Below are 22,177 nucleotides of genomic sequence, written 5' to 3'. Positions count from 1 at the left end.
ATATAACATGACTCAATGGTATCTTATTGATTAAATCAAGTAGATAACAGCCCTAAATTGCAAAATATGATAACATAATCTAAGCATTTAACAGTACAAAACCTATTCTATCGTCTTGGTTTTTCTATCATTATTAGTCTCAGTTCGTTTTTTTCAAGAAACTCAATAGTTTTAGTTAAGCTTCGAGTTCTCGGGGATGGCGGTAGGCTATTTAAAAACACTTCACCATAAGGCCGAGTGACTAAACGGTTATCACAAATCACAATAACGCCATAATCACTGGTATCTCGAATAAGTCGCCCTACACCTTGTTTTAAGGTAATGACGGCATCAGGCAGCTGTACATCTGCAAACGGATCACCACCTCTGACTTGGCAATCTTCAATGCGCGCACGCAATAATGGATCATCAGGTGCAGTAAAAGGTAGTTTATCAATAATGACGCACGTCAGCTCATCACCCCTGACATCAACTCCTTCCCAAAAACTGCTCGTTGCCACAAGCACTGCATTTCCCGCAGCAATAAATTGCGAAAGGAGTTTATTTTTACTACTTTCACCTTGCATAAATACAGGTAACGTTAAACTCGCTTTAAATTCCTCCGCGAGTTCACGCATCATCATATGAGAGGTACACAAGAAAAAGCATCTGCCTTGGTTTTTAATAATTAAAGGCCTAAGCATTGCTGCCAACTTTTGCGAAATCCCTTTTTGATTCGTTTCAGGTAAAAAACGTGGAACACAGAGTAATGTTTGGCTTTCATAATCAAATGGGCTCGCTAATAGCAGCGTCTTAGCATCGGATAAACCTAGCCTATCTGTAAAATAACTTAATTTTTCATTAACGGATAAAGTTGCTGATGTGAATACCCAACTCGACGTTGAATTGGCAATCATTTCACTGAATTTTTCAGCAACAGTCAAAGGTGTTAATGCCAATAGAAAATGCCGTCCGTAACTTTCAAACCAATAACTGTAACCTGATATAGAGACATCTTTCAGTCGATTAAGACGGTTACGATATTGTGTCACCCGCTCGAATAAAGAATCAACAGTTTGTGAACGTCCCAATGAGGTTTTTATGACTTCATAGCAGAGTTCTAAAGCATCATCGAGCAATACTAATGCTCTTTGCACAATTGGTATTTTCAGTAAATCTCGCAGATTACCGCGAAAACTGTTCTCGCCAAGATGTAATCGAAAATCTAATGTGCTTTGCGTCAATCTATCCGCACTTTTTTGTAGCTGAGCTTGATCTTTCAATTCCGTCCGATAAACCATCACCATATCTCTTGCCAGATCAAGCAATTGGCGACTGCTTAATTGTTGACCAAAATATTGGCTTGCAATATCGGGAATTTGATGCGCTTCATCAAAAATCGTTACGTCAGCTTGCGGAATTAATTCTCCAAAACCTGTATCTTTCACCACACGGTCAGCCATAAATAAATGGTGGTTGACCACAATAACATCAGCTTCTAGTGCTTTACGGCGGGCTTTAAGTACAAAGCACTCTTGATAGCGCGGGCAATCACTTCCCAAACAGTTATCATTTGTGCTGGTGACTAATGGCCATACAGCATGATCTTCAGCAATATCATGGCAAGTGCTAATATCGCCTAGTTCAGATTCAATCGACCAGCTGCGCAAACGTACTACCGCAGATAATATCTCGGGTTCCAGGCTCCCGCCTCCCAAAGACTGCTGGTCTAAGCGCTCTAAGCATAAATAATTCGAACGGCCTTTAAGTAATGCAATACGCCCGTTATATTGCATAGCATCAATAATAGTGGGTAAATCACGGTGATATAGCTGATCTTGCAATGCTTTTGAACCCGTGGAAACAATCACTTTTTTACCAGAACGCAATGCGGGGACTAAATATGCATAGGTTTTTCCTGTCCCCGTACCCGCTTCTGCTACCAGCACGTGTTTTTCCTCAATAGCATTAGCAACCGCGTTAGACATTGTCACCTGCGCAGCACGAGGTTGAAAACCGGGGATTGTTTTTGCCAGAAAGCCATCAGAAGAGAAATCGTCGTGCACTGCAAACCTGTCTATATTGATAAAAAAGAGGTGTACTTTAGCATGCATTAAAAACATGTGCTGAGCTAATTCATCTGATCAAAACGAACTGATTCTCATCTCTTGAACAAGCTGTTATCCTAAAAAAGATAATTTATGAGGAACCCTTATGTCTATAAAACGAATTGATCCTGATGATCGTTGGTCTGAAGCTGTTATCCATAATAATGTTGTTTATTACACCAGCGTTCCAGAAAACTTAGATGCCGATATTATTGCTCAAACAGCAAATACACTATCCGCAATTGATATCATGTTACAGCGTGTTGGCTCAGATAAAAGTAAAATACTTGATGCAACGATTTTTCTTGCTGACAAAGCCGATTTTGCGGGAATGAACCAAGCATGGGATGCATGGGTTGTGGCAGGAAGTGCGCCAGTACGTTGTACTGTTCAGGCACAATTGATGAAGCCAGAGTATAAAGTCGAAATTAAAGTGATTGCTGCAATTGACTAAAATAATGTAGATAAAATAATCCGTGTAGCATATCGTCAAAACCAGCTACACGGATAATAAAAGGCTTTAAAAGAGATTAAGACATCTTGATAAGAACCATTCCTAATAATAACAGAACAATTCCACCCCAGCCTTTATAATTCAAGCGTTGATTAAACAGTATCCATCCTGCTGCAACAGTAGCAATAATACCAAACGCGCCCCACAGAGCATAAGCAATTGATAGTTCAATTCCTTTTACGGCTTGAGCTAACGAGCTAAATGCGCCTAATACAGCAATTAATGATAAAATACCTAACCAATATCGTTTAAAACCATTCGACATCTTTAAAAAGATATTCGCCAGAATTTCTAGTACGACAGCAAGAACCAAGAAGGCGCCATGCCACCATTCAAATTGACCTTCCATAATCAAGCCTCCGTTTTAACGTTATTCGGAGCTAATCCACTTGATTTAACAGCACTAACCGCTCGCTCTGCGGTTGCTTTCATTTTTTGAGCTGATTTTGTAACAGTTACTTTCTTCGTACCGGATTTAATCAAACCGATTCCAGTAATCAACAACACTAGGCCACCAATTTTCATCGGCGAAAGTGATTCACCAAACCACATAACACTAAATGTTGTAATAAATAAAATACCGATCCCTTCCCACAAGGCATAAGCAACGCCTAATGCCACTTTTTTTACTGCAATAGCAAGAAGAATATAGGAAGACGCAATCATGGCATACATCACCACCATTCCCGTAAAATCACCACTCACACTCGCGTGTTTCATTGATAATGTCCCGATAACCTCGGTAACAATAGCTAATCCTAAAAATATCCAATATATCATGATAAAATCTCTCTACAGAACTGCACGTACTCGTATGTTTTTCAAACAGCCATTAAAAACTTTTTGACTAAGGAAGCATCGTGCAATTAAAAAATAAACAATAAAAAACAACGTGATGCTGATTTTATTCAGCAAAATGAATATTCGAGAGAGAAGCTATAATGCACCGCACCAGTGATGTTCACTGGAAAGAATCGCAGAAAGGAATAGACGATGTGTGGTTCTTCTTTGGGATTTACTGATTTTAATGCTAGTCACGCTAAGCATGATATCTCATTCTTTTCATCGGATGGACATCCATCCAAGTTACTCCGAATCCTCATATAATTGTATAATTGATAGTTACGCGTTTACTTTTATCATGCCATTTTTATTAAGTCAATGAATATAAACATTTTTCCAAACTGCATATTATTCGCATAAATATGCAAAAATAACATAAAAAACCCTGATGGATGTGTAGAAAGAACGAATAACAAACCGAAAACCCTTCACTAAATAACCAGATTTTTTATCGAAAAAAAGTCTTTTTTACCTATTATATTTTATATTCATCAACACTTTTTCTTGGAGAAGTTAAACCCTAATCATTAAATCTAAACATCACCATTGACAACAATTATAAACCAGCATCTTATAGTGATAATATTTATTATTTATGCCCTACCGCTATATAAAAGAGAGATAAATGGATACTTTTAGCCTCACTTCCAATCGTTTTCAAAATGATTCTAATGCAACTCCACTTCCTTATGATGTTATTTCAATACAATCACAAGTTATCTATGGCAGTGTTGGCAATAGCATTGCTGTGCCCGCATTAATGAAGCATGGGCTAAGAGTCGCAGCCGTTCCCACAGTAATATTAAGTAATACGCCACATTATGAGACATGTTACGGCGGTGAATTACCGAGTGAATGGTTTCGTGGTTATTTAAAAGGACTTGAAGAACGGGGTTGCTTACCACATGTGAAATCTATTTTGACGGGCTATCTCGGCTCTAAAGATAAAGCGCATGATCTTGCTCAATGGTTAGGCTCAATACGCCAATTATATCCATCAATTCCCGTTATTGTTGACCCAGTGATGGGTGATGAAGATAGCGGCTTTTATATTCCACCAGAAATAGCGAATGTTTATCGTGATGAAGTTTTGCCATTGGCTACTGGTATTATTCCCAACAAATTTGAGTTATCAATATTAAGTGGGCAAGAGGTCAATTCATTGGATGATGCTGTGATAGCCGCTCGCTCACTGCTAAAAGGCTATACTAAGTGGGTGATTATCACGAGCGCTTTTCAGCCTGATGATGACAGCATCGAAGTGGTGTGTATTACAAACAGTGATGTTTCTGTTATTCGCCATAAACGTTACCCTGTAACGCCTAAAGGAACGGGGGATTTATTTGGTGCTGAACTAACGGCGCATTTATTATCTGGGCTTTCTCTCCCTGATGCTGCGAAAATGGCCTGTTTACGCATAGAACAAGGTATAATCCATATGGCAGCAACTGGACGCAGTGAATTAGTTTTATAACAGCGGGATATACCCAAAATAAAAAGCTAGCTGATTCTATTTATCATTCAGCTAGCTTTTTGGGTTTTAGATTATTTAGAAATTACTCAAATTCATTCCATGAACGACCATCTCTTGTGATCATAGCAACTGAGGCAATTGGCCCCCAAGTTCCCGCTTGATAAGGTTTCGGTGCTTCATTATCCATTGCCCATGCATCCATGATCGAATCAACAAACTTCCACGCTTCTTCAACCTCATCACGACGAACAAATAGTGCTTGGATACCGCGCATTGCTTCTAATAGCAAACGTTCATAAGCATCCGCAAGATGCGTTTGATTAAAGGTTTCAGAGAAACTTAAATCTAATTTTGTTGTTTGCAGACGATGTTTATGATCTAGCCCTGGCGCTTTATTCATAATTTCAATGTCAATACCTTCATCTGGTTGCAAACGAATGGTTAATTTGTTTTGTGGAAGGTCTTGATAACTTTCAGAGAAAATATTTAATGCAGGCTTTTTGAAATACACAACCACTTCAGAGCATTTAGCAGGTAAACGTTTACCTGTGCGTAGATAAAAAGGAACGCCAGCCCAGCGCCAATCATCAATATCCACCCGCAATGCCACAAAAGTTTCTGTCATGCTTTGTTTATTCGCGCCTTCTTCTTCAAGATAGCCCGGCACTTTACGTCCTTGCACGAAACCTGCTGTATATTGGCCTCTCACTGCTTTTTCACGCACGTTAGTGTGGTCAATACGGCGTAATGAACGCAATACTTTGACTTTCTCATCGCGAATTCGGTCAGTGGTTAAATCCGCTGGTGGTGACATCGCAATCATGGTCAAGATTTGTAACAAGTGGTTTTGTACCATGTCACGCATCTGCCCTGCTTTATCAAAATAGCCCCAACGCCCTTCAATACCCACTTCTTCTGCTACCGTAATTTGGACATGATCAATAGTACGATTATCCCAATTATTGATAAAGAGTGAGTTCGCGAAACGCAGTGCTAATAAATTCAGTACAGTTTCTTTACCAAGATAGTGGTCAATCCGGTAAACCTGACTTTCATCAAAATACTTCGCAACTTCATTATTAATTTCTTGGGAAGAAGCTAAATCTGTCCCGAGTGGTTTTTCCATAACCACTCGGTTTGGTTGCTTATTAAGCCCTGCATAACCTAACCCTTTGCACACGGCACCAAAAGTGCTTGGTGGCATTGCAAAATAATGAATCGCAGGTTGGCAATCTTGTTTTAGCATTTCAGCTAAATGGACAAAATTTTCAGTTTTATTGACATCTAAATTACAAAAATCTAAACGCGAACTTAATTTTTCCCACAATGCAGGATCAAGTTCTTCTTTCAAAAACTCATCAAATGCGCTCTTCACAAACTCGATATAATCGCTCTGACTCCATTCGGCACGACCCACGCCGATAATACGTGTATCTGGGTGTATATAACCCGCCTTTTCCAACTGATAAAGAGATGGAAGTAGTTTACGACGCGCGAGATCTCCCTTGGTGCCAAAAATAACTAAGTCACAGGCTTGAGCTGCATTATGTACCGCCATATTGGTTCTCCTCAATTTGCGGAATTATTGTAATTTTGTTACAAAATTAGCCAGATATTCAGCTAATGTACCCTTTTGAAAGTACCCAGTAAATATTGATGATACAGATCACAGTTTTTATGCTCAATAAAACAACAAATCTATATCAATGAATAAAGACAGTTATGATGATTTCTTATCGTGATATCTTTTTATGAAAATAACAAAGCTGAAACAAAATAGCCGAAATGAAAAACTAGAGCTAGGTCATAATGTTATGAAAAATCTGACCATCAACACACATCATTCAGATAAGTTATCTCTAACATAAAATATATTTCTACTTAAATTCAGTATACTTAAGCTACCATTAGCAACAATCATCATATCAAAATATGAAGCATCATAGATAAAGTAGAACGCATTTTTGCGATTACCTCGGTGTATTTTTAATTATTTAAGAACTAAAATCTCTACCAAAAAAGCCAACCTTAAAAATAGGATAGCTTAACGACAGATAAGTATCTCCTTTCAATGAAATAGGCACTTTCGTTATATGAATATTTTAGAACAAATGAAAAATAGTCTCGACGTATTAAGTAAATCAGAGAGGAAAGTTGCCGAAGTCATTTTAGATATGCCGCAACGTGCTATACACCTTAGTATTGCGAGCCTTGCACAAATAGCACAAGTCAGTGAACCTACTGTAAATCGGTTTTGCCGCAAAATGGAAACCAAAGGATTCCCAGATTTCAAATTGCGGTTAGCGCAAAACTTAGCTAACAATAAACCGTATATAAATCGCAGCGTCGAAGAAAATGACACTGTTAATACTTACACTTATAAGATTTTTGAATCTGCAATGGCAGGGCTGGATAATGTGAAGCACACATTAGACATTACTGCGATTAATCGCACGGTTGATCTCCTAATACAAGCTCGGCGTATCAGTTTTTTTGGTTTTGGCTCCTCTTCGGTCGTCGCACACGATGCCATGAATAAATTCTTCTGTTTTAATATTCCTGTCATTTATTTTGATGATATTGTTATGCAACGCATGGCTTGCATCAATAGCACAGAAGACGATGTTATCGTGTTAATCTCACAGACAGGTAAGACAAAAACTTTGGTTGATCTAGCAAAACTCGCACGAGAAAACGATGCAACTGTTATCGCTATCACCTCAGAAAACTCCCCTTTGTCCCAAGAATCGACACTTTCAATTATTATTGATATTCCAGAGGATACTGGTATATACATGCCCATTGTTTCAAGATTAGCTCAATTAACCGTCATTGATGTCCTGACAACAGGTTTTACTTTAAGACGAGGCGAAAAATTTAGAGATAACTTGAAACGGGTCAAAGAAGCTTTACGCAATCCTCGGTTTGATAGTGAATAGAGGAATATATAAAAATACGATTTACTCTTTTCTTTTATCATCAACCTGAATAGTTTTGCCGACCTTATGGCATAAACTGATTAGCTGTATATAATAGCTGTGCACGTGTCAGCATGACTATTTACAAGGAAAAGGTCTAAAATACACAACTGTAGTTCGCATTGCATTTTATTGCATTTATAGCAAGTGAATGAACACAGCCAACAATGTTGCAATGCGAAGTATGACAGGTAAAGATTTCACTCGATTAATCAAAACCATAATAGGTCAACGGAGTAATACATGACTAGAAGGCTTAGAAGAACTAAAATTGTTACTACCCTAGGTCCAGCTACCGATCGCGATAACAACCTTGAAAAAATTATCAACGCCGGAGCAAACGTTGTACGCCTTAATTTCTCCCACGGAACTCCAGAAGACCATATTCTTCGTGCTAATAAGGTACGAGAAATCTCAGCTCGCTTAGGCCGTCACGTTGCCATTCTTGGCGACTTACAAGGTCCTAAAATTCGAGTTTCTACATTTAAAGATGGAAAAGTTTTCTTAAATGTTGGTGATATTTTCACTTTAGATGCCGCGCTTGGCAAAGGTGAAGGTGACCAGCAAAAAGTCGGTATTGACTACAAAGGTCTACCTACTGACGTAGTTCCTGGCGATATTTTATTACTTGATGATGGTCGCGTACAATTAAAAGTACGTGAAGTCAAAGGGTTGCAAGTTGTTACTGAAGTCACTGTTGGTGGCCAATTATCCAATAATAAAGGTATAAATAAACTGGGTGGTGGCTTATCAGCTGAAGCACTAACAGACAAAGATAAAGCAGATATTATCACCGCAGCCAAGATTGGTGTTGATTATTTAGCCGTTTCTTTCCCTCGTTCAGGTGAAGATTTAAATTATGCTCGTCGCTTAGCGCGTGATGCTGGCTGTGAATGCCAAATTGTCGCAAAAGTAGAACGTGCTGAAGCGGTCGCTAATGATGAGATTATGGATGAAGTCATCCTTGCTTCTGATGTTGTAATGGTAGCTCGTGGTGACTTAGGTGTAGAAATTGGTGACCCTGAACTCGTTGCGGTACAAAAGAAACTGATCCGTCGTTCGCGTCAATTGAACCGTGTCGTCATTACTGCAACGCAAATGATGGAATCCATGATCACTAACCCAATGCCAACACGTGCAGAAGTTATGGATGTGGCAAACGCAGTTCTTGATGGTACTGATGCAGTGATGCTATCAGCAGAAACAGCAGCAGGACAATATCCAGCGGAAACCGTCGCTGCGATGGCGCAAGTATGTTTGGGTGCTGAAAAAATGCCCGGTCTGAACGTGTCTAAACACCGTTTAGATGTAATGTTTAATTCGCCTGAAGAAGCAATTGCGATGTCAACAATGTATGCCGCTAACCACCTCAAAGGTGTGAAGGCAATTATTGCAATGACAGAGTCAGGTCGGACGGCAAGAATGATGTCACGTATTAGTTCTGGTTTGCCTATTTTTGCTATGTCACGCCACGAAAAAACATTGAACCAATGCTCACTTTACCGCGGTGTTACCCCAGTATTTTGTAGCACGCATACCGATGGTATTGAAGCTGCAAATGAAGCAATCACACGCTTACGTGATAATGGATATCTCATGAGTGGTGATCTCATTCTTGTGACTCAAGGTGATTTAATGGGAACCATTGGCAGCACCAATACTTGCCGAATTTTAGAAGTAGAATAGAATTTGAGTAAATAACGCAAGTCTGTATAAAAATATAATGGGGAGCAATAATTGCTCCCCGTTTTATTTTGGCTTTGAGTATTGATTTAATATATTGAAATTCTGATTTGCCACAACATCGAATTATTCAACCTAAAGATTAACGATATAAATCCTTCCGTTGATAAGGTTCTATTTCATCACCCTTACGCGTTTTTAATAATTTTAGTATCCAAGTATATTGCTCAGGATTAGGGGCAACTAAATGTTCTAACTCTTCATTCATTCTGCGTGCAATATAACTATCATCTTTCCCATCAATATCATCCATAGGTTCACGAATATAGATATGTAATTCATGAGTATGATGATCATAAACAGGGAATAAAGGAACAATTTTAGCTTTACACACTTTCATCAAACGACCCACGGCGGGAAGTGTTGCTTTATAAGTTGCAAAGAAATCCACAAACTCACTATGCTCTTCACCATGATCTTGATCGGGTAGATAAAACCCCCAATAGCCTTGTCTTATCGACGCAATAAAAGGCTTAATCCCTGCTTCTCTTGAGTGCAAGCGACCACCAAAATGGTGCCGAGCTTTATTCCATAAGAAATCTGCCACCGGATTTTTTTGGTGATGGAACATTGCTGCCATTTTTTGGCCTTTCGCCGCTAATAACATCGCGGGAGCATCAACAGCCCAACCATGTGGCACCATAAAGATAACATTACTACCTTGCAGTTTAAGTTGTTCGATAATCTCTTCATTATGCCAATGTGTTCTGGCTAACGTTTTATCTGCACCACGTAGGCATAATTCAGCTAACATCACAAAAGATTGTGGTGCCATTTCAAACATTTTGTCTGTCAGTTGATCTCGTTCTTGTTCCGTCAATTCAGGGAAGCAATATAACAGATTGATTTTTGCGCGACGTCGCGCACTTTTTGCTACTCGACCAACCCATTTTCCCATTTTGGCTAGAATAGGATCTCTAATTTTAACTGGTATATAAGCTAAAATTGCCAGTAAACCCGCACCTAACCATACACCCCAATATTTAGGATGCAGATAAGACTTATGAAAGGTTGGTACATAGCCTAATTTACTATCAGTATCTTGATTTTTATTCATGATATACCTAAAAGAACAATTCGCGCTCTTTTATAGCTTAAAATAATAATAAGTGGAAGCATTACGCAGAAAGCTGGCAGGTTTAAAACCTGCCAGTATTGATAAGATTATTCAAATTTTAACTGTGACTTGGTGCTTTTAACCATTGCCAGATATTCTTTACGCTCTTTGCCCATTAAGCCACCAGAGCTTGGCAATTTCGCCGTTAGCGGGTTTACTGCTTGCTGGTTAACCCACATTTCAAAGTGCAGATGAGGTCCAGTTGAACGCCCAGTATTTCCTGAAAGTGCAATTCTGTCACCACGTTTTACTTTTTGGCCTGGTTTAACTAAGAGTTGGCGTAAATGCATATAACGAGTGGTATATTGTCTACCATGACGGATAGCAACAAAATTGCCCGCTGCTCCGCTGTATTTGGCGACAATAACTTCACCATCACCAACAGCTAAAACCGGTGTCCCCACTGGCATAGCAAAATCAACACCTTTATGCGGTGCAACCCGCCCAGTCACAGGGTTAACTCGGCGAGGATTAAATTGTGATGAAACACGAAATTGTTTCGCTGTAGGAAAACGCATGAAACCGCGCTCTAAGCCATTACCTTCACTGTCATAATAACGGCCATCTTCGGCACGAAATGCATAATAGTCTTTTCCATTGCTTTGTAGGCGTACACCAACTAGCTGACTTTGTTCACTGCGGCCATTCAGCATTTCTCGGCTCATTAGCACTGTGAATTTATCGCCTTTTTTTAACTTACTAAAATCAACTTGCCATTGCAGAGATTTGATCACTTCACGCGCTTCTGTACGCGTCAAGCCTGTTTGATTCATACTTTGGGAGAAACTTCCATTAATAGCGCCACGAAAAACATTATTCGTCCATTCACCTTCGCGGATTTCTTTTGCTTCTTCAAATTTATTGGTAGCACCTACCCGAGTGTAGACGCGCGTTTCCCGACGAGAAACTTCCCACGTCAATGATTGTAACTCACCGTCATCAGTCAAATTCCAATTTAAAGTTTGACCAATTTTTAAATTACGTAATGATTTATGCTGATTAGCTAATGTTGCAACATCACCAGGTTCGATACCAAACTGGGTTAAAATACTCGAAAGGTTATCACCATTCGCAACAACATATTCATGAGGGAGCGGCGAGCCATCCGATTCACCATCAGCACCATCACTATCAGCTAAACCTTCATCAGGTAATTGTTCGCTACTATCTTGAATTAAATCATCAGTAGCATCCATTGAAGGCGCTAGCGAAAAAGGGATAACTGTATCAACATTATTATCGGTATCAGAAGACGTGGAAGGCAAATGAACCGGCCGCCAGATCGCGACGGCCAGTGTTGCTGCTGTTAATGTCCCTAACATTATTTTGTGAGACTTAGACAGGCTACCGTAAACCTGCGTAAGTCCTTTAACCATTTGCTGCACTAACTAATTCCTTATTATTTTAATTCAGGCAGCTCGCATATTGTTTCGACAGTTGAGTTAAAAACTGCATATAGCTATCTGGTCCAATTTCCAGTCCACTTCCGAGTGGATCGAGAGTGCCCATTTTGACTCCCGTATTTTTTGCTACGCTCTCGATAACAGTCGGCCTGAACTGGGGTTCAGCAAAAACACACTCGGCTTTGTGCTCAACCAATTGAGTTCGTATTTGGTGTAATTTTTGTGCACCAGGTTGTATTTCTGGGTTGATCGTAAAATGCCCTAATGGCGCTAAACGATAGTGTTTTTCAAAGTAGCCATAAGCATCGTGAAAAACAAAATACCTTTTATTCTGAGCTGGCTTCAAAATATTAACAATATTCTTATCATTTTGCGCCATTTTTTCGTTGAATTTACGAAGGTTTACGTCCAATTTTTCTTTCTGGTCAGGATAAAGTACTGATAAACGGTCATGGATGTCTATTGCAGCTTGTTTTGCAATCTCTGGTGACAACCAAATATGCATATTATACTCACCGTGATGATGATGTTCGTGATCCGCATCATGATCAGCTTCATCACCATGTTCATGGTCATGATGGTCATCGTCATGATCAGCCATAAGCAGAGGCTTAATATTTGGTTGTTCAGCTAGAGCCAGACGTTTATCCTGCGGTAACGTTTTGATTGGTTTATCTAAAAACATTTCCATATCAGGACCAACCCACACAAAAAGATCAGCTTGTTTAATTTTTTCAAATCAGACGGTTTAAGCGCATAATCATGTGGTGATGAGCCATCAGGTAATAATACTTGAGTTCCTGTTACGCCATCAGCAATACCCGCTGCGATAAAAGCAAGAGGACGGATAGAAGTCACCACATCAGCCTTAGCTGATGCCATCAGTGTGGTGCTTAACACTGATGCCGCGACGGCACCTAAAATAATTTTCCGAGCATTGAGTTGAGAATTATGTATCATGGTCATCTTTTTCCGTGAATTTCGCGTTGAAATGTTATAATATAACACAATCTGAATTCTGCAAGATATTTTTCACATGCAACCATTACTGAATTTACATAAGATTTCCGTCGCCTTTGGTGAAAAAATCGTTCTCAAGGACGTCTCTTTCTCTTTAAATAAAGGCGACATTATCACTCTACTCGGCCCAAATGGTGCGGGTAAATCAACAATTGTGCGTGTAGTTTTAGGGCTACTCCCACCCACATCAGGAACCATTGAGAGAGTTCCTTCTCTCTCTATTGGCTATGTTCCACAAAAATTGCACTTAGACCCAACACTGCCTTTAACCGTTAAGCGATTTTTGATGCTAAAACCCGGTGTTCGCAAAGAGCAATTACTTCCGGCGCTTGAGCGAGTGAAAGCGACACATTTGCTTTCACAACCTATGCAAAAATTGTCTGGTGGTGAAAATCAACGAGTTTTACTCGCTCGAGCTTTACTGAACAAGCCTGATTTACTAGTTCTTGATGAACCCGCTCAAGGGGTTGATATTACAGGACAAGTTGCACTTTATGATTTAATCAATCAATTGCGTAACGAGCTTGGTTGTGCGGTATTAATGGTTTCTCATGATCTGCATTTAGTGATGGCCAAAACAGATAAAGTTCTCTGTATTAATGGCCATATTTGCTGTTCAGGAACTCCAGAAGTCGTTTCTAACCATCCTGAATTTGTCGCTATGTTTGGCTACAGAGGCGCAAACCAACTTGGTATTTACCGCCATCATCATAACCATCAACATGATTTGGAAGGGAATGTGGTGACTAAACATATTCATAGCAAGGAATGCAATCATGATTGAATTACTTCTCCCTGGTTGGATAGCAGGAATGCTATTAGCCATTGCGGCAGGCCCACTTGGATCATTTGTCGTATGGCGTCGAATGTCCTATTTTGGCGATACCCTTGCCCATGCCTCGCTTCTAGGTGTGGCATTTGGCTTATTACTTAATATCAACCCTTTTTATGCTGTTATTGCCATCACCCTCTTGCTGGCATTGATTTTGGTCTGGTTAGAAAGACGACCACAATTAGCTGTTGATACTTTATTAGGTATCATGGCACACAGCTCATTATCATTAGGTTTAGTTGTTGTTAGCTTAATGGCGAATGTGCGAGTTGACCTCATGGCCTACTTATTTGGGGATCTGCTTTCCGTTAGTTATGATGATATTGTGATTATCTTAATTGGCGTGATTGTTGTTTCGGGGTTACTTTTCTGGCGCTGGAGAGCGTTACTTTCCATGACGGTAAGCCAAGAATTAGCTTTTGTTGATGGTGTTAATATTCAGCGGTTAAGATTACTGCTAATGCTGGTAACGGCTTTAACGATTGGTATCGCAATGAAATTTGTTGGAGCCTTAATTATTACATCGCTATTAATTATTCCAGCAGCAACTGCGCGACGCTTTTCAAGAACCCCTGAACAAATGGCCTTTATTGCTATTTTAATCGGGATGCTGTCTGTCACTGGTGGGTTAACATTCTCAGCATTTTACGATACACCAGCAGGCCCATCTGTTGTATTAGTTGCTGCAATACTATTCATTTTCAGTTTGTTGGTTAAAGCCAAAAACTAGCGCGTATTTCCCTCATCCATACAATTCGCTAACTTGGCTGCCTAACATAAAAATGATTAGGCAGCCTTTATCATTGAAGTTCTAGAGTTCAATAACTACCTTATTCAAATACTACAAACTTGGGCTAAAACACTAATTTGTATTAACCTCTACACCTCTTTTGGCGTTAAACCAAAATGGAGATAAGCATGTGCTGTTGCAATACGACCACGTGGGGTACGTTGAATAAACCCTTGTTGGATAAGATAAGGCTCAAGCACATCTTCAATTGTCTCGCGCTCTTCACCAATTGCTGCTGCTAAGTTGTCTACCCCAACTGGCCCGCCCATAAATTTATCAATAATTGCCACTAATAATTTGCGGTCAAGATAATCAAAGCCAGCCGCATCTACATTAAGCATATCTAATGCTTTACTAGCAATTGATTCATCTATGGAGCCATTCCCCTTCACTTGTGCAAAATCGCGTACGCGTCGTAACAGGCGGTTAGTAATACGCGGAGTACCACGAGAACGTATTGCAACCTGACGAGCGCCTTCCTCGGTCATTTCAATTCCCATGTAGTTTGCACTGCGTTTCACAATATGCTGCAAATCATCAACACAGTAAAACTCAAGGCGCTGCACAATCCCGAAACGATCTCGCAGTGGTGACGTTAAAGAACCCGCCCTTGTCGTCGCGCCAATTAGCGTAAATTGGGGTAAATCAATTTTAATCGAACGTGCCGCTGGACCTTCACCAATCATTATGTCTAATTGATAATCTTCCATTGCTGGATATAAAATTTCCTCTACTACTGGCGACAGGCGGTGAATTTCATCAATAAAAAGAACATCATGTGGCTCTAAGTTAGTCAACATTGCGGCTAAGTCGCCCGCCTTTTCCAGCACTGGCCCCGATGTTGTACGTAAATTTACCCCCATCTCATTAGCAACAATCCCAGCTAATGTTGTTTTACCTAATCCCGGAGGGCCAAAAATTAATAAATGATCAAGGGCATCACCACGTAACTTAGCCGCCTGAATAAAGATTTCCATCTGCTCTTTGACTTGTGGCTGTCCAACATACTCTTTGAGCAATTTTGGACGAATTGCACGGTCAATGACTTCTTCTTCTTCATAAATCACTTCAGAAGAAATTAAGCGATCGGCTTCAATCATGGTTTACTCTCTTAATCAAAGTGCTGCACGTAAGGCATCACGGATCAATGTTTCACAATCACTATCTGGTTTTGCCACTTTACTGACCATACGGCTAGCTTCCTGCGGCTTATAACCTAATGCGACAAGTGCACTTGTCGCTTCTGCTTCAATATCTGCACCATTCGGTGCTTTATTATTGATATCCGGCAATGCAATATCTGTTGTTTGATTGAACAAGTCACCATTTAAGCCTTTAAAGCGGTCTTTCATCTCAACAACTAAGCGTTCAGCCGTCTTTTTACCAATACCCGGAAGTTTAACTAATGACGAGATTGCTTCTTTTTCAATTGCAGATACAAATTGTTGTGCTGACATACCTGACAATATGGCTAATGCGAGTTTAGGGCCAACACCATTAACTTTTATTAATTCTTTAAAGAGAGCGCGCTCTTGTTTGTCATTAAACCCATATAATAATTGAGCATCTTCACGAACAACAAAATGTGTGAACACAATCGCTTCTTGACCGATTTCAGGGAGTTCATAAAAACATGTCATTGGCATATGAACTTCATAACCTACGCCCTGTAATTCTAATAATACTATCGGAGGCTGTTTTTCCAACACTATGCCACGTAAACGACCAATCACAAGAAAGCCCTCTGTTAATTTTATTTATCTTGCTGTTTATACCACAAAAAAAGCTGGATGCATATCCAGCATCTATCTTAATCGTCCACGAGCCAAAACTAACCGTGTATTTCCTACTTGCAGTAGGTTTTGATTAAAATGGCAATGCGTGATAGCAATCGCTAATGCATCAGCGGCATCAGATTGCGGATTAGCAGAAAGTTTTAAAATCGATTTTACCATGTGTTGAACTTGGCTTTTCTCTGCTGCACCAGTTCCGACAACGGTTTGTTTGACTTGGCGGGCGGCATATTCAAATACAGGTAAGCTTTGATTGACGCCAGCTACAATTGCGACACCACGAGCTTGACCCAATTTAAGTGCTGAATCGGCATTTTTTGCCATGAACACTTGCTCAATCGCTAACACATCGGGTTGATATTGAGTAATAATTTCTGAAACTCCAGCATAAATTCGCTGCAACCGAGTGGGTAAATCATCAACTTGCGTGCGAATACAACCGCTGCCCATATAAATTAATTGCCGGCCCTGCTGGCGAATAACTCCATACCCCGTCACCCGAGAGCCGGGATCAATACCTAAAATAATCGCCATATTACGAGCCTATTGCTGTTTTCGACTACCTTTAGTTTCATCATATCTTTATCTATTCAGTGCCACAACGTTTACTATTGCGCTTCATTGCACTGAAAGCGTTCTGAAAATTTAGCACTCCAAGAACAATCCAGATGAAAGCCTTATCAATAGTTATTATATCATTATATTGAAAAGCACGATGCAATCTTGGTGATGTACTTGATTTTCTGACTTAATTACCACATCAATACAATTGGTTTATAAAATTAACGATAAGATACGAACAAACCAAATAATTAGGCAAATAAGCGATATAACAACGAGAACCGTTTTAATCTTATATTCAGAATTAAGCAAATAACGAATAAGAAAGGAATTCAGAAGGAAATGGAATAGCATACTTAATAGTCAAAATATTAAGTAAAAAGAGCGTTAGAGAAAGCAGGCTGTTATTTTATCAGCCCGCTTTCTCTACGCGGGTGTTAGCTATACGGGTGTTAACTATGTGATTGTTAACACATTACAGCTGTGCAGCAACTTCGTCAGAGATATCACCGTTATGATAAACTTCTTGCACATCGTCAGAATCTTCTAACATATCAATCAAGCGCAGTAGTTTTGGTGCTGTTTCAGCATCGAGTTCTGCTTTAGTTGACGGGATCATAGAAACTTCTGCCGCTTCACTTGTGAAACCAGCTGCATCAAGAGCATCTTTCACTTCACCAAATGTTTCTGGTGTTGTGTAAACATCAATAGCGCCATCATCATAGGTTTCAACATCATCTGCACCAGCTTCTAATGCAGCTTCCATCAATGCATCTTCATCAATACCTGGTGCATAGGTGATCACACCACGCTTTGTAAACAGATAAGAAACAGAACCATCAGTTCCTAGGTTACCGCCTGTTTTTGTGAATGCATGACGCACTTCAGAAACAGTACGGTTACGGTTGTCACTCAAGCATTCAACCATAACAGCCGTACCGCCTGGGCCGTAACCTTCATAAATGATAGTTTCCATATTATCATTTTCATCATTACCCACACCACGAGCAATTGCACGGTTTAAAGTGTCGCGCGTCATGTTGTTTGATAATGCTTTATCTACAGCTGCACGCAAACGCGGGTTGGTATCGGGATCACCGCCACCTAAACGAGCCGCAGTGACTAGCTCACGGATAATTTTAGTGAAAATTTTACCGCGCTTAGCATCTTGTGCCGCTTTACGGTGTTTGGTGTTGGCCCATTTACTATGACCTGCCATGAAATTTCTCCAAAAATACGTCAATAAAATATTTAAACAGCGAATTCTAAAATAGCCTGACGGTTACTCCAAGATTTTGTTAACTCTGCTGCTTCTTGCGGCAATAGCCAACAAAACTCAGTGTGTTCTGTCAAGATTGGTACTTGTTCTTTATCAAGCACCAATTTATACCAATGTTCTTTGCAATGCGTGACACCGGGCGCATAACGGTGCCTAAAATGAGGGAAAATTTCAAATATTACCTCATGTGATAAATCAAATAATTGCTCTGCTTGAACAAAGAAGCCCGTTTCCTCATGAATTTCTCGCATTGCAGTTTCAAAAGCAGATTCATCAGGTTCCAAACTTCCCGTCACTGATTGCCAGAAATCAGGGTCATCTTTACGACGTAACATCAGTACTCGCCCACTATTTTTTGCCATAATAATGACAAGTACTGATTCAGGGCGCTTATAGCGATTCATCACATTAATCGCTTATTAAGCTTCTTCGTCTTTTGCAACAACAGCAATCGCCAGTTCAGTCAATGCATTCTCATTTGCATGACTAGGTGCATTGGTCATCAAGCAAGCCGCAGCAGTTGTTTTCGGGAACGCAATAACATCACGAATGTTATCAGTTCCAGTTAACAGCATAACTAAGCGGTCTAAACCAAATGCTAAACCTGCATGTGGCGGCGTTCCATATTTTAATGCATCAAGTAAGAAACCGAATTTCTCACGTTGATCTTCTTCATTAATACCAAGAATACCAAATACCGTTTGTTGCATTTCGCTGCGGTGAATACGCACAGATCCACCACCAACTTCATAGCCGTTGATAACCATATCATAAGCATTTGCAACAGCTTCTTCTGGTTTGTTTGCCAAATCTTCTGGTGAGAAATCACGCGGTGATGTGAATGGATGGTGCATTGCAGTTAACCCGCCTTCACCATCTTCTTCAAACATTGGGAAGTCAATCACCCACAAAGGCTGCCAGCTATTTAAATCCGTCAAATTAAAGTCACGACCCACTTTTAAGCGCAACGCACCCATCGAATCAGTCACAACATTTTTAGCGCCAGCACCAAATAGAATAATATCACCATCAGCAGCGCCTGTTCTTTCCAGAAGTTGATTAATGATATCTTCATTCAAGAATTTAGCGACCGGGCTTTGAATGCCTTCTAGACCTTTAGCGCGCTCATTGACTTTCATCCACGCTAAACCTTTCGCACCATAAATGCTAACAAATTGACCATACTCATCAATTTGTTTACGAGTCATCACCGCACCGTTAGGAACTCTTAGCGCAACAACACGACCTTTAGGATCATTTGCTGGACCTGAGAATACAGCAAATTCAACACCTTTAACGATATCTGCAATATCCACTAATTCCAAAGGGTTACGTAGATCAGGTTTATCTGAACCATAACGACGCATTGCTTCAGCAAACGTCATCACAGGGAAATCACCTAAATCAACACCTTTAACTTCTAACCAGAGTTGGCGGATCATGCGTTCCATAATTTCACGAACTTGATCTGCTGTCATGAAAGAAGTTTCAACATCAATCTGAGTAAATTCAGGTTGACGGTCTGCACGTAAATCTTCGTCACGGAAACATTTAACAATCTGATAATAACGGTCAAAACCAGACATCATCAGTAATTGCTTAAAGAGCTGAGGTGATTGCGGCAATGCATAAAATTTGCCTTTATGAACACGGCTAGGCACTAAATAATCACGCGCACCTTCTGGTGTAGCTTTGGTCAACATTGGCGTTTCAACATCAACAAACCCTTCGCTGTCCATGAAGTTACGGACGAAGCTCGTGATTTTTGCACGTGTGCGTAAACGTGATGACATTTCAGGACGACGCAAATCAAGGTAACGGTATTTTAAGCGGCGTTCTTCAGTATTCGTTTGGTTGCTATCAAGCGGTAGCGGCTCCGATTTGTTGAAAACATCAAGATCTTCAGCAAATATTTCAATCTCACCTGTCGCCATATCTTTATTTTTTTGGTTATCAGGGCGAGCGCGTACAGTACCTGTGATTTGAATACAAAATTCATTGCGTAATTCTGATGCTTTATCAAACAGATCTTTACGCTCTGGATCGAAGAAAACTTGTACGATCCCTTCACGGTCACGCATATCGATAAAAATTAAACCACCTAAATCACGACGACGGTTTACCCATCCACAAAGAGTGACCTTTTGGCCTTCGTGAGCAATGTTTAACTGCCCACAATAGTTAGTACGCATACAATATCCTTTTTACTCAGCTTGTTGTGCTTTACTTGCTGCGAGAATTTGGCATTTTGCTGAACATTCAGAATGTCAAAAAGGCAGACATTATACTGGAAATTCTGCTGCACAAACAGAGACATGTTTAGGCGCTAACCATAATATTTTTGTTTCTAATCATGTTTTCACTGATTAACGGCTAGCTTATCTAAAATAACGTGGCTCGACACAACGATTGACACAGAATTCATGATATTCTTGATTCTAAGTGACTCTGCTGCGTATGTACATATTCAGCAACGGTTTATTTCAATCTATGTTGAATACATACGTTGATATTTAGCCATATATTCGTTGTTATCCATATTGAATAAAAATCACTCTTTTCTTAACTTTCGTATCCCCAAAAATTCAGTTCCAAATATAAAATATCCATCCATCTTGTATTATTTTTCTTTATTTACTTCTTAGTGAGTTGAGTATTAGTATTATTGGCTTGACGACGTTTAAACTCAGTGAATTAAATTAGGTAATAAACAAAATGGATACCAAAACGATTGATAAATTAGGTTTAATTACCATTTCTGAGCGCAAAGTTGCGATGGTGCGCTCATATAATAGAGCACTTTTCTACATTCCTGGTGGGAAAAGAGAACCAAATGAAACAGATGAACAAGCATTATGCCGTGAACATTATATACTGATAGCATACGTTTTTATGGTGAGTTTATCGGCCCAGCTGATGGAAAACAAGATAACATCCAAGTGCGTATTCGCTGTTATTTTGCAAATTTTTCGGGTAAACCACAGCCAGCCGCTGAAATTGAAGAGCTCGCTTGGTTTGATAGCCAAGATATATCCCGTTGTTCAGCAACAGCAGCTATTATTTTAAAAAAATTACATGCTGATGGATTGGTTAATTAAACAAAGCGTTAATATATTTAAAATTTGTGTTTCATTTAAATATTAGATAGTTAAAATTTTAAGATTCGTTATCATGTATTGATAAAAGCTAAAGTTTTATCGCTTTTAAATTTAATTTAGTGAAGCAATGGAGTAAATAGATGGTCAGCTCGTTGTATGCAGTACTGGGTGCTTTGCTACTACTTAGGCTATCTTTAAATGTTGTTAAGCTTAGAGCTCAATACAGAGTCTCCCAAGGTGATGGGGGGGTTTATGAGCTACAAACTGCCATACGTATTCATGGTAATGCAATTGAATATATTCCCGTAGCCCTGCTCCTACTGCTTTTTATGGAAATGAATGGCGCGCAGGTTTGGATGATACATTTATGCGGGTTGATATTAATAGCGGGACGGATTGTACACTCTTACGGCCTTAAAAATCATGATGTGTCTTATCGTCGCTCTGGAATGGTGGCAACCTACCTCGCGATGACATTAATGATAATAGCGAATATTTATTACTTACCTTGGGTTCAAATCTTTTCATTCGACCTATAAATTGGCGATATTCATGCGACATATTTTATGTCGCAAAAATTTTACGGTACTTTTGAATGATTACTTTTTAGGTTACCTACCTTTTCTGCTACAATTCGCCACTACT

19 protein-coding genes and 2 pseudogenes are annotated in these 22,177 nt (G+C 39.7%); 8 read left to right on the top strand and 13 right to left on the bottom strand.

Translation table 11 applies throughout. The annotated features are described in order from the left end of the window. Positions 1 to 107: 107 nt before the first annotated feature. Positions 108 to 2,045 carry a DNA repair helicase YoaA gene (locus tag OO7_RS08950; RefSeq protein WP_008915628.1) on the bottom strand — a complete coding sequence of 646 codons (1,938 nt, stop codon included), beginning with the start codon at positions 2,043 to 2,045 and terminating at the stop codon, positions 108 to 110. A gap of 148 nt (positions 2,046 to 2,193) precedes the next feature. Between OO7_RS08950 and OO7_RS08945 the strand changes: the two genes are divergently transcribed. Further along, positions 2,194 to 2,541, top strand: a complete 348-nt coding sequence (locus OO7_RS08945; RefSeq protein ID WP_008915627.1) for a RidA family protein — start codon at positions 2,194 to 2,196, stop codon at positions 2,539 to 2,541. Between the two features lie 76 nt (positions 2,542 to 2,617). On the opposite strand, the gene mdtI is transcribed toward OO7_RS08945, so the two are convergent. Together mdtI and mdtJ are read right to left on the bottom strand one after the other, a co-directional pair. Further along, the gene (gene mdtI / locus OO7_RS08940) at positions 2,618 to 2,950 is read right to left on the bottom strand and encodes a multidrug/spermidine efflux SMR transporter subunit MdtI (protein ID WP_008915626.1); all 333 of its coding nucleotides are present in this window, start codon (positions 2,948 to 2,950) and stop codon (positions 2,618 to 2,620) included. Between the two features lie 2 nt (positions 2,951 to 2,952). Continuing rightward, positions 2,953 to 3,381: a multidrug/spermidine efflux SMR transporter subunit MdtJ gene (mdtJ, locus tag OO7_RS08935; protein WP_008915625.1), complete on the bottom strand. Its 429-nt coding sequence runs from the start codon at positions 3,379 to 3,381 to the stop codon at positions 2,953 to 2,955. Between the two features lie 688 nt (positions 3,382 to 4,069). Between mdtJ and pdxK the strand changes: the two genes are divergently transcribed. After that, positions 4,070 to 4,918: a pyridoxine/pyridoxal/pyridoxamine kinase gene (pdxK, locus tag OO7_RS08930; RefSeq protein ID WP_008915624.1), complete on the top strand. Its 849-nt coding sequence runs from the start codon at positions 4,070 to 4,072 to the stop codon at positions 4,916 to 4,918. Between the two features lie 82 nt (positions 4,919 to 5,000). On the opposite strand, the gene zwf is transcribed toward pdxK, so the two are convergent. After that, positions 5,001 to 6,476 (bottom strand): glucose-6-phosphate dehydrogenase, encoded by a 1,476-nt coding sequence (gene zwf, locus OO7_RS08925; RefSeq protein ID WP_008915623.1) that lies wholly within the window; start codon positions 6,474 to 6,476, stop codon positions 5,001 to 5,003. Between the two features lie 535 nt (positions 6,477 to 7,011). Between zwf and OO7_RS08920 the strand changes: the two genes are divergently transcribed. Together OO7_RS08920 and pyk are read left to right on the top strand one after the other, a co-directional pair. After that, positions 7,012 to 7,857: a MurR/RpiR family transcriptional regulator gene (locus tag OO7_RS08920; protein ID WP_008915622.1), complete on the top strand. Its 846-nt coding sequence runs from the start codon at positions 7,012 to 7,014 to the stop codon at positions 7,855 to 7,857. Between the two features lie 282 nt (positions 7,858 to 8,139). Next, positions 8,140 to 9,582 carry a pyruvate kinase gene (gene pyk, locus OO7_RS08915; protein ID WP_008915621.1) on the top strand — a complete coding sequence of 481 codons (1,443 nt, stop codon included), beginning with the start codon at positions 8,140 to 8,142 and terminating at the stop codon, positions 9,580 to 9,582. A 139-nt stretch (positions 9,583 to 9,721) separates the two neighbouring features. On the opposite strand, the gene lpxM is transcribed toward pyk, so the two are convergent. The 3 genes and pseudogenes from lpxM to znuA all read right to left on the bottom strand — a co-directional run bounded on the left by lpxM (position 9,722) and on the right by znuA (position 13,119). Beyond that, entirely contained in the window at positions 9,722 to 10,696 is a 975-nt protein-coding gene (gene lpxM / locus OO7_RS08910; protein WP_008915620.1) for a lauroyl-Kdo(2)-lipid IV(A) myristoyltransferase, read from the bottom strand. A 107-nt stretch (positions 10,697 to 10,803) separates the two neighbouring features. Beyond that, positions 10,804 to 12,132, bottom strand: coding sequence for a murein DD-endopeptidase MepM (mepM, locus tag OO7_RS08905; RefSeq protein ID WP_201764254.1), 1,329 nt, complete (start codon positions 12,130 to 12,132; stop codon positions 10,804 to 10,806). A gap of 28 nt (positions 12,133 to 12,160) precedes the next feature. Beyond that, positions 12,161 to 13,119: pseudogene (gene znuA, locus OO7_RS08900) on the bottom strand (zinc ABC transporter substrate-binding protein ZnuA). 76 nt (positions 13,120 to 13,195) lie between these two features. Here znuA and znuC point away from each other — a divergent pair. Continuing rightward, entirely contained in the window at positions 13,196 to 13,963 is a 768-nt protein-coding gene (znuC, locus tag OO7_RS08895) for a zinc ABC transporter ATP-binding protein ZnuC (RefSeq protein WP_008915618.1), read from the top strand. Then, positions 13,956 to 14,741 carry a zinc ABC transporter permease subunit ZnuB gene (gene znuB, locus OO7_RS08890; RefSeq protein WP_008915617.1) on the top strand — a complete coding sequence of 262 codons (786 nt, stop codon included), beginning with the start codon at positions 13,956 to 13,958 and terminating at the stop codon, positions 14,739 to 14,741. Before znuC ends, znuB begins: the two co-directional genes overlap by 8 nt. Positions 14,742 to 14,890: 149 nt before the next feature. On the opposite strand, the gene ruvB is transcribed toward znuB, so the two are convergent. The 6 genes from ruvB to aspS all read right to left on the bottom strand — a co-directional run bounded on the left by ruvB (position 14,891) and on the right by aspS (position 20,626). Beyond that, positions 14,891 to 15,901, bottom strand: a complete 1,011-nt coding sequence (gene ruvB, locus OO7_RS08885) for a Holliday junction branch migration DNA helicase RuvB (protein ID WP_008915616.1) — start codon at positions 15,899 to 15,901, stop codon at positions 14,891 to 14,893. 15 nt (positions 15,902 to 15,916) lie between these two features. Beyond that, positions 15,917 to 16,534, bottom strand: a complete 618-nt coding sequence (gene ruvA, locus OO7_RS08880; RefSeq protein ID WP_008915615.1) for a Holliday junction branch migration protein RuvA — start codon at positions 16,532 to 16,534, stop codon at positions 15,917 to 15,919. A 72-nt stretch (positions 16,535 to 16,606) separates the two neighbouring features. Continuing rightward, positions 16,607 to 17,128, bottom strand: coding sequence for a crossover junction endodeoxyribonuclease RuvC (gene ruvC, locus OO7_RS08875; RefSeq protein WP_008915614.1), 522 nt, complete (start codon positions 17,126 to 17,128; stop codon positions 16,607 to 16,609). Between the two features lie 502 nt (positions 17,129 to 17,630). Then, positions 17,631 to 18,374 (bottom strand): YebC/PmpR family DNA-binding transcriptional regulator, encoded by a 744-nt coding sequence (locus OO7_RS08870; RefSeq protein ID WP_008915613.1) that lies wholly within the window; start codon positions 18,372 to 18,374, stop codon positions 17,631 to 17,633. A 32-nt stretch (positions 18,375 to 18,406) separates the two neighbouring features. Beyond that, positions 18,407 to 18,838, bottom strand: coding sequence for a dihydroneopterin triphosphate diphosphatase (gene nudB, locus OO7_RS08865; RefSeq protein ID WP_008915612.1), 432 nt, complete (start codon positions 18,836 to 18,838; stop codon positions 18,407 to 18,409). Positions 18,839 to 18,853: 15 nt separating this feature from the next. After that, positions 18,854 to 20,626, bottom strand: coding sequence for an aspartate--tRNA ligase (gene aspS / locus OO7_RS08860; protein ID WP_008915611.1), 1,773 nt, complete (start codon positions 20,624 to 20,626; stop codon positions 18,854 to 18,856). A gap of 523 nt (positions 20,627 to 21,149) precedes the next feature. On the opposite strand from aspS, the pseudogene OO7_RS08855 reads away from it, so the two are divergent. Continuing rightward, positions 21,150 to 21,532, top strand: a pseudogene (locus tag OO7_RS08855) (NUDIX hydrolase). Between the two features lie 140 nt (positions 21,533 to 21,672). Then, positions 21,673 to 22,071 (top strand): MAPEG family protein, encoded by a 399-nt coding sequence (locus OO7_RS08850; protein ID WP_008915608.1) that lies wholly within the window; start codon positions 21,673 to 21,675, stop codon positions 22,069 to 22,071. Positions 22,072 to 22,177 lie beyond the last annotated feature (106 nt).

It is taken from the genome of Providencia sneebia DSM 19967 (assembly GCF_000314895.2).
In the GTDB taxonomy this organism is placed as follows: domain Bacteria; phylum Pseudomonadota; class Gammaproteobacteria; order Enterobacterales; family Enterobacteriaceae; genus Providencia; species Providencia sneebia.
This window is presented reverse-complemented; position numbering and strand designations above follow the sequence as displayed.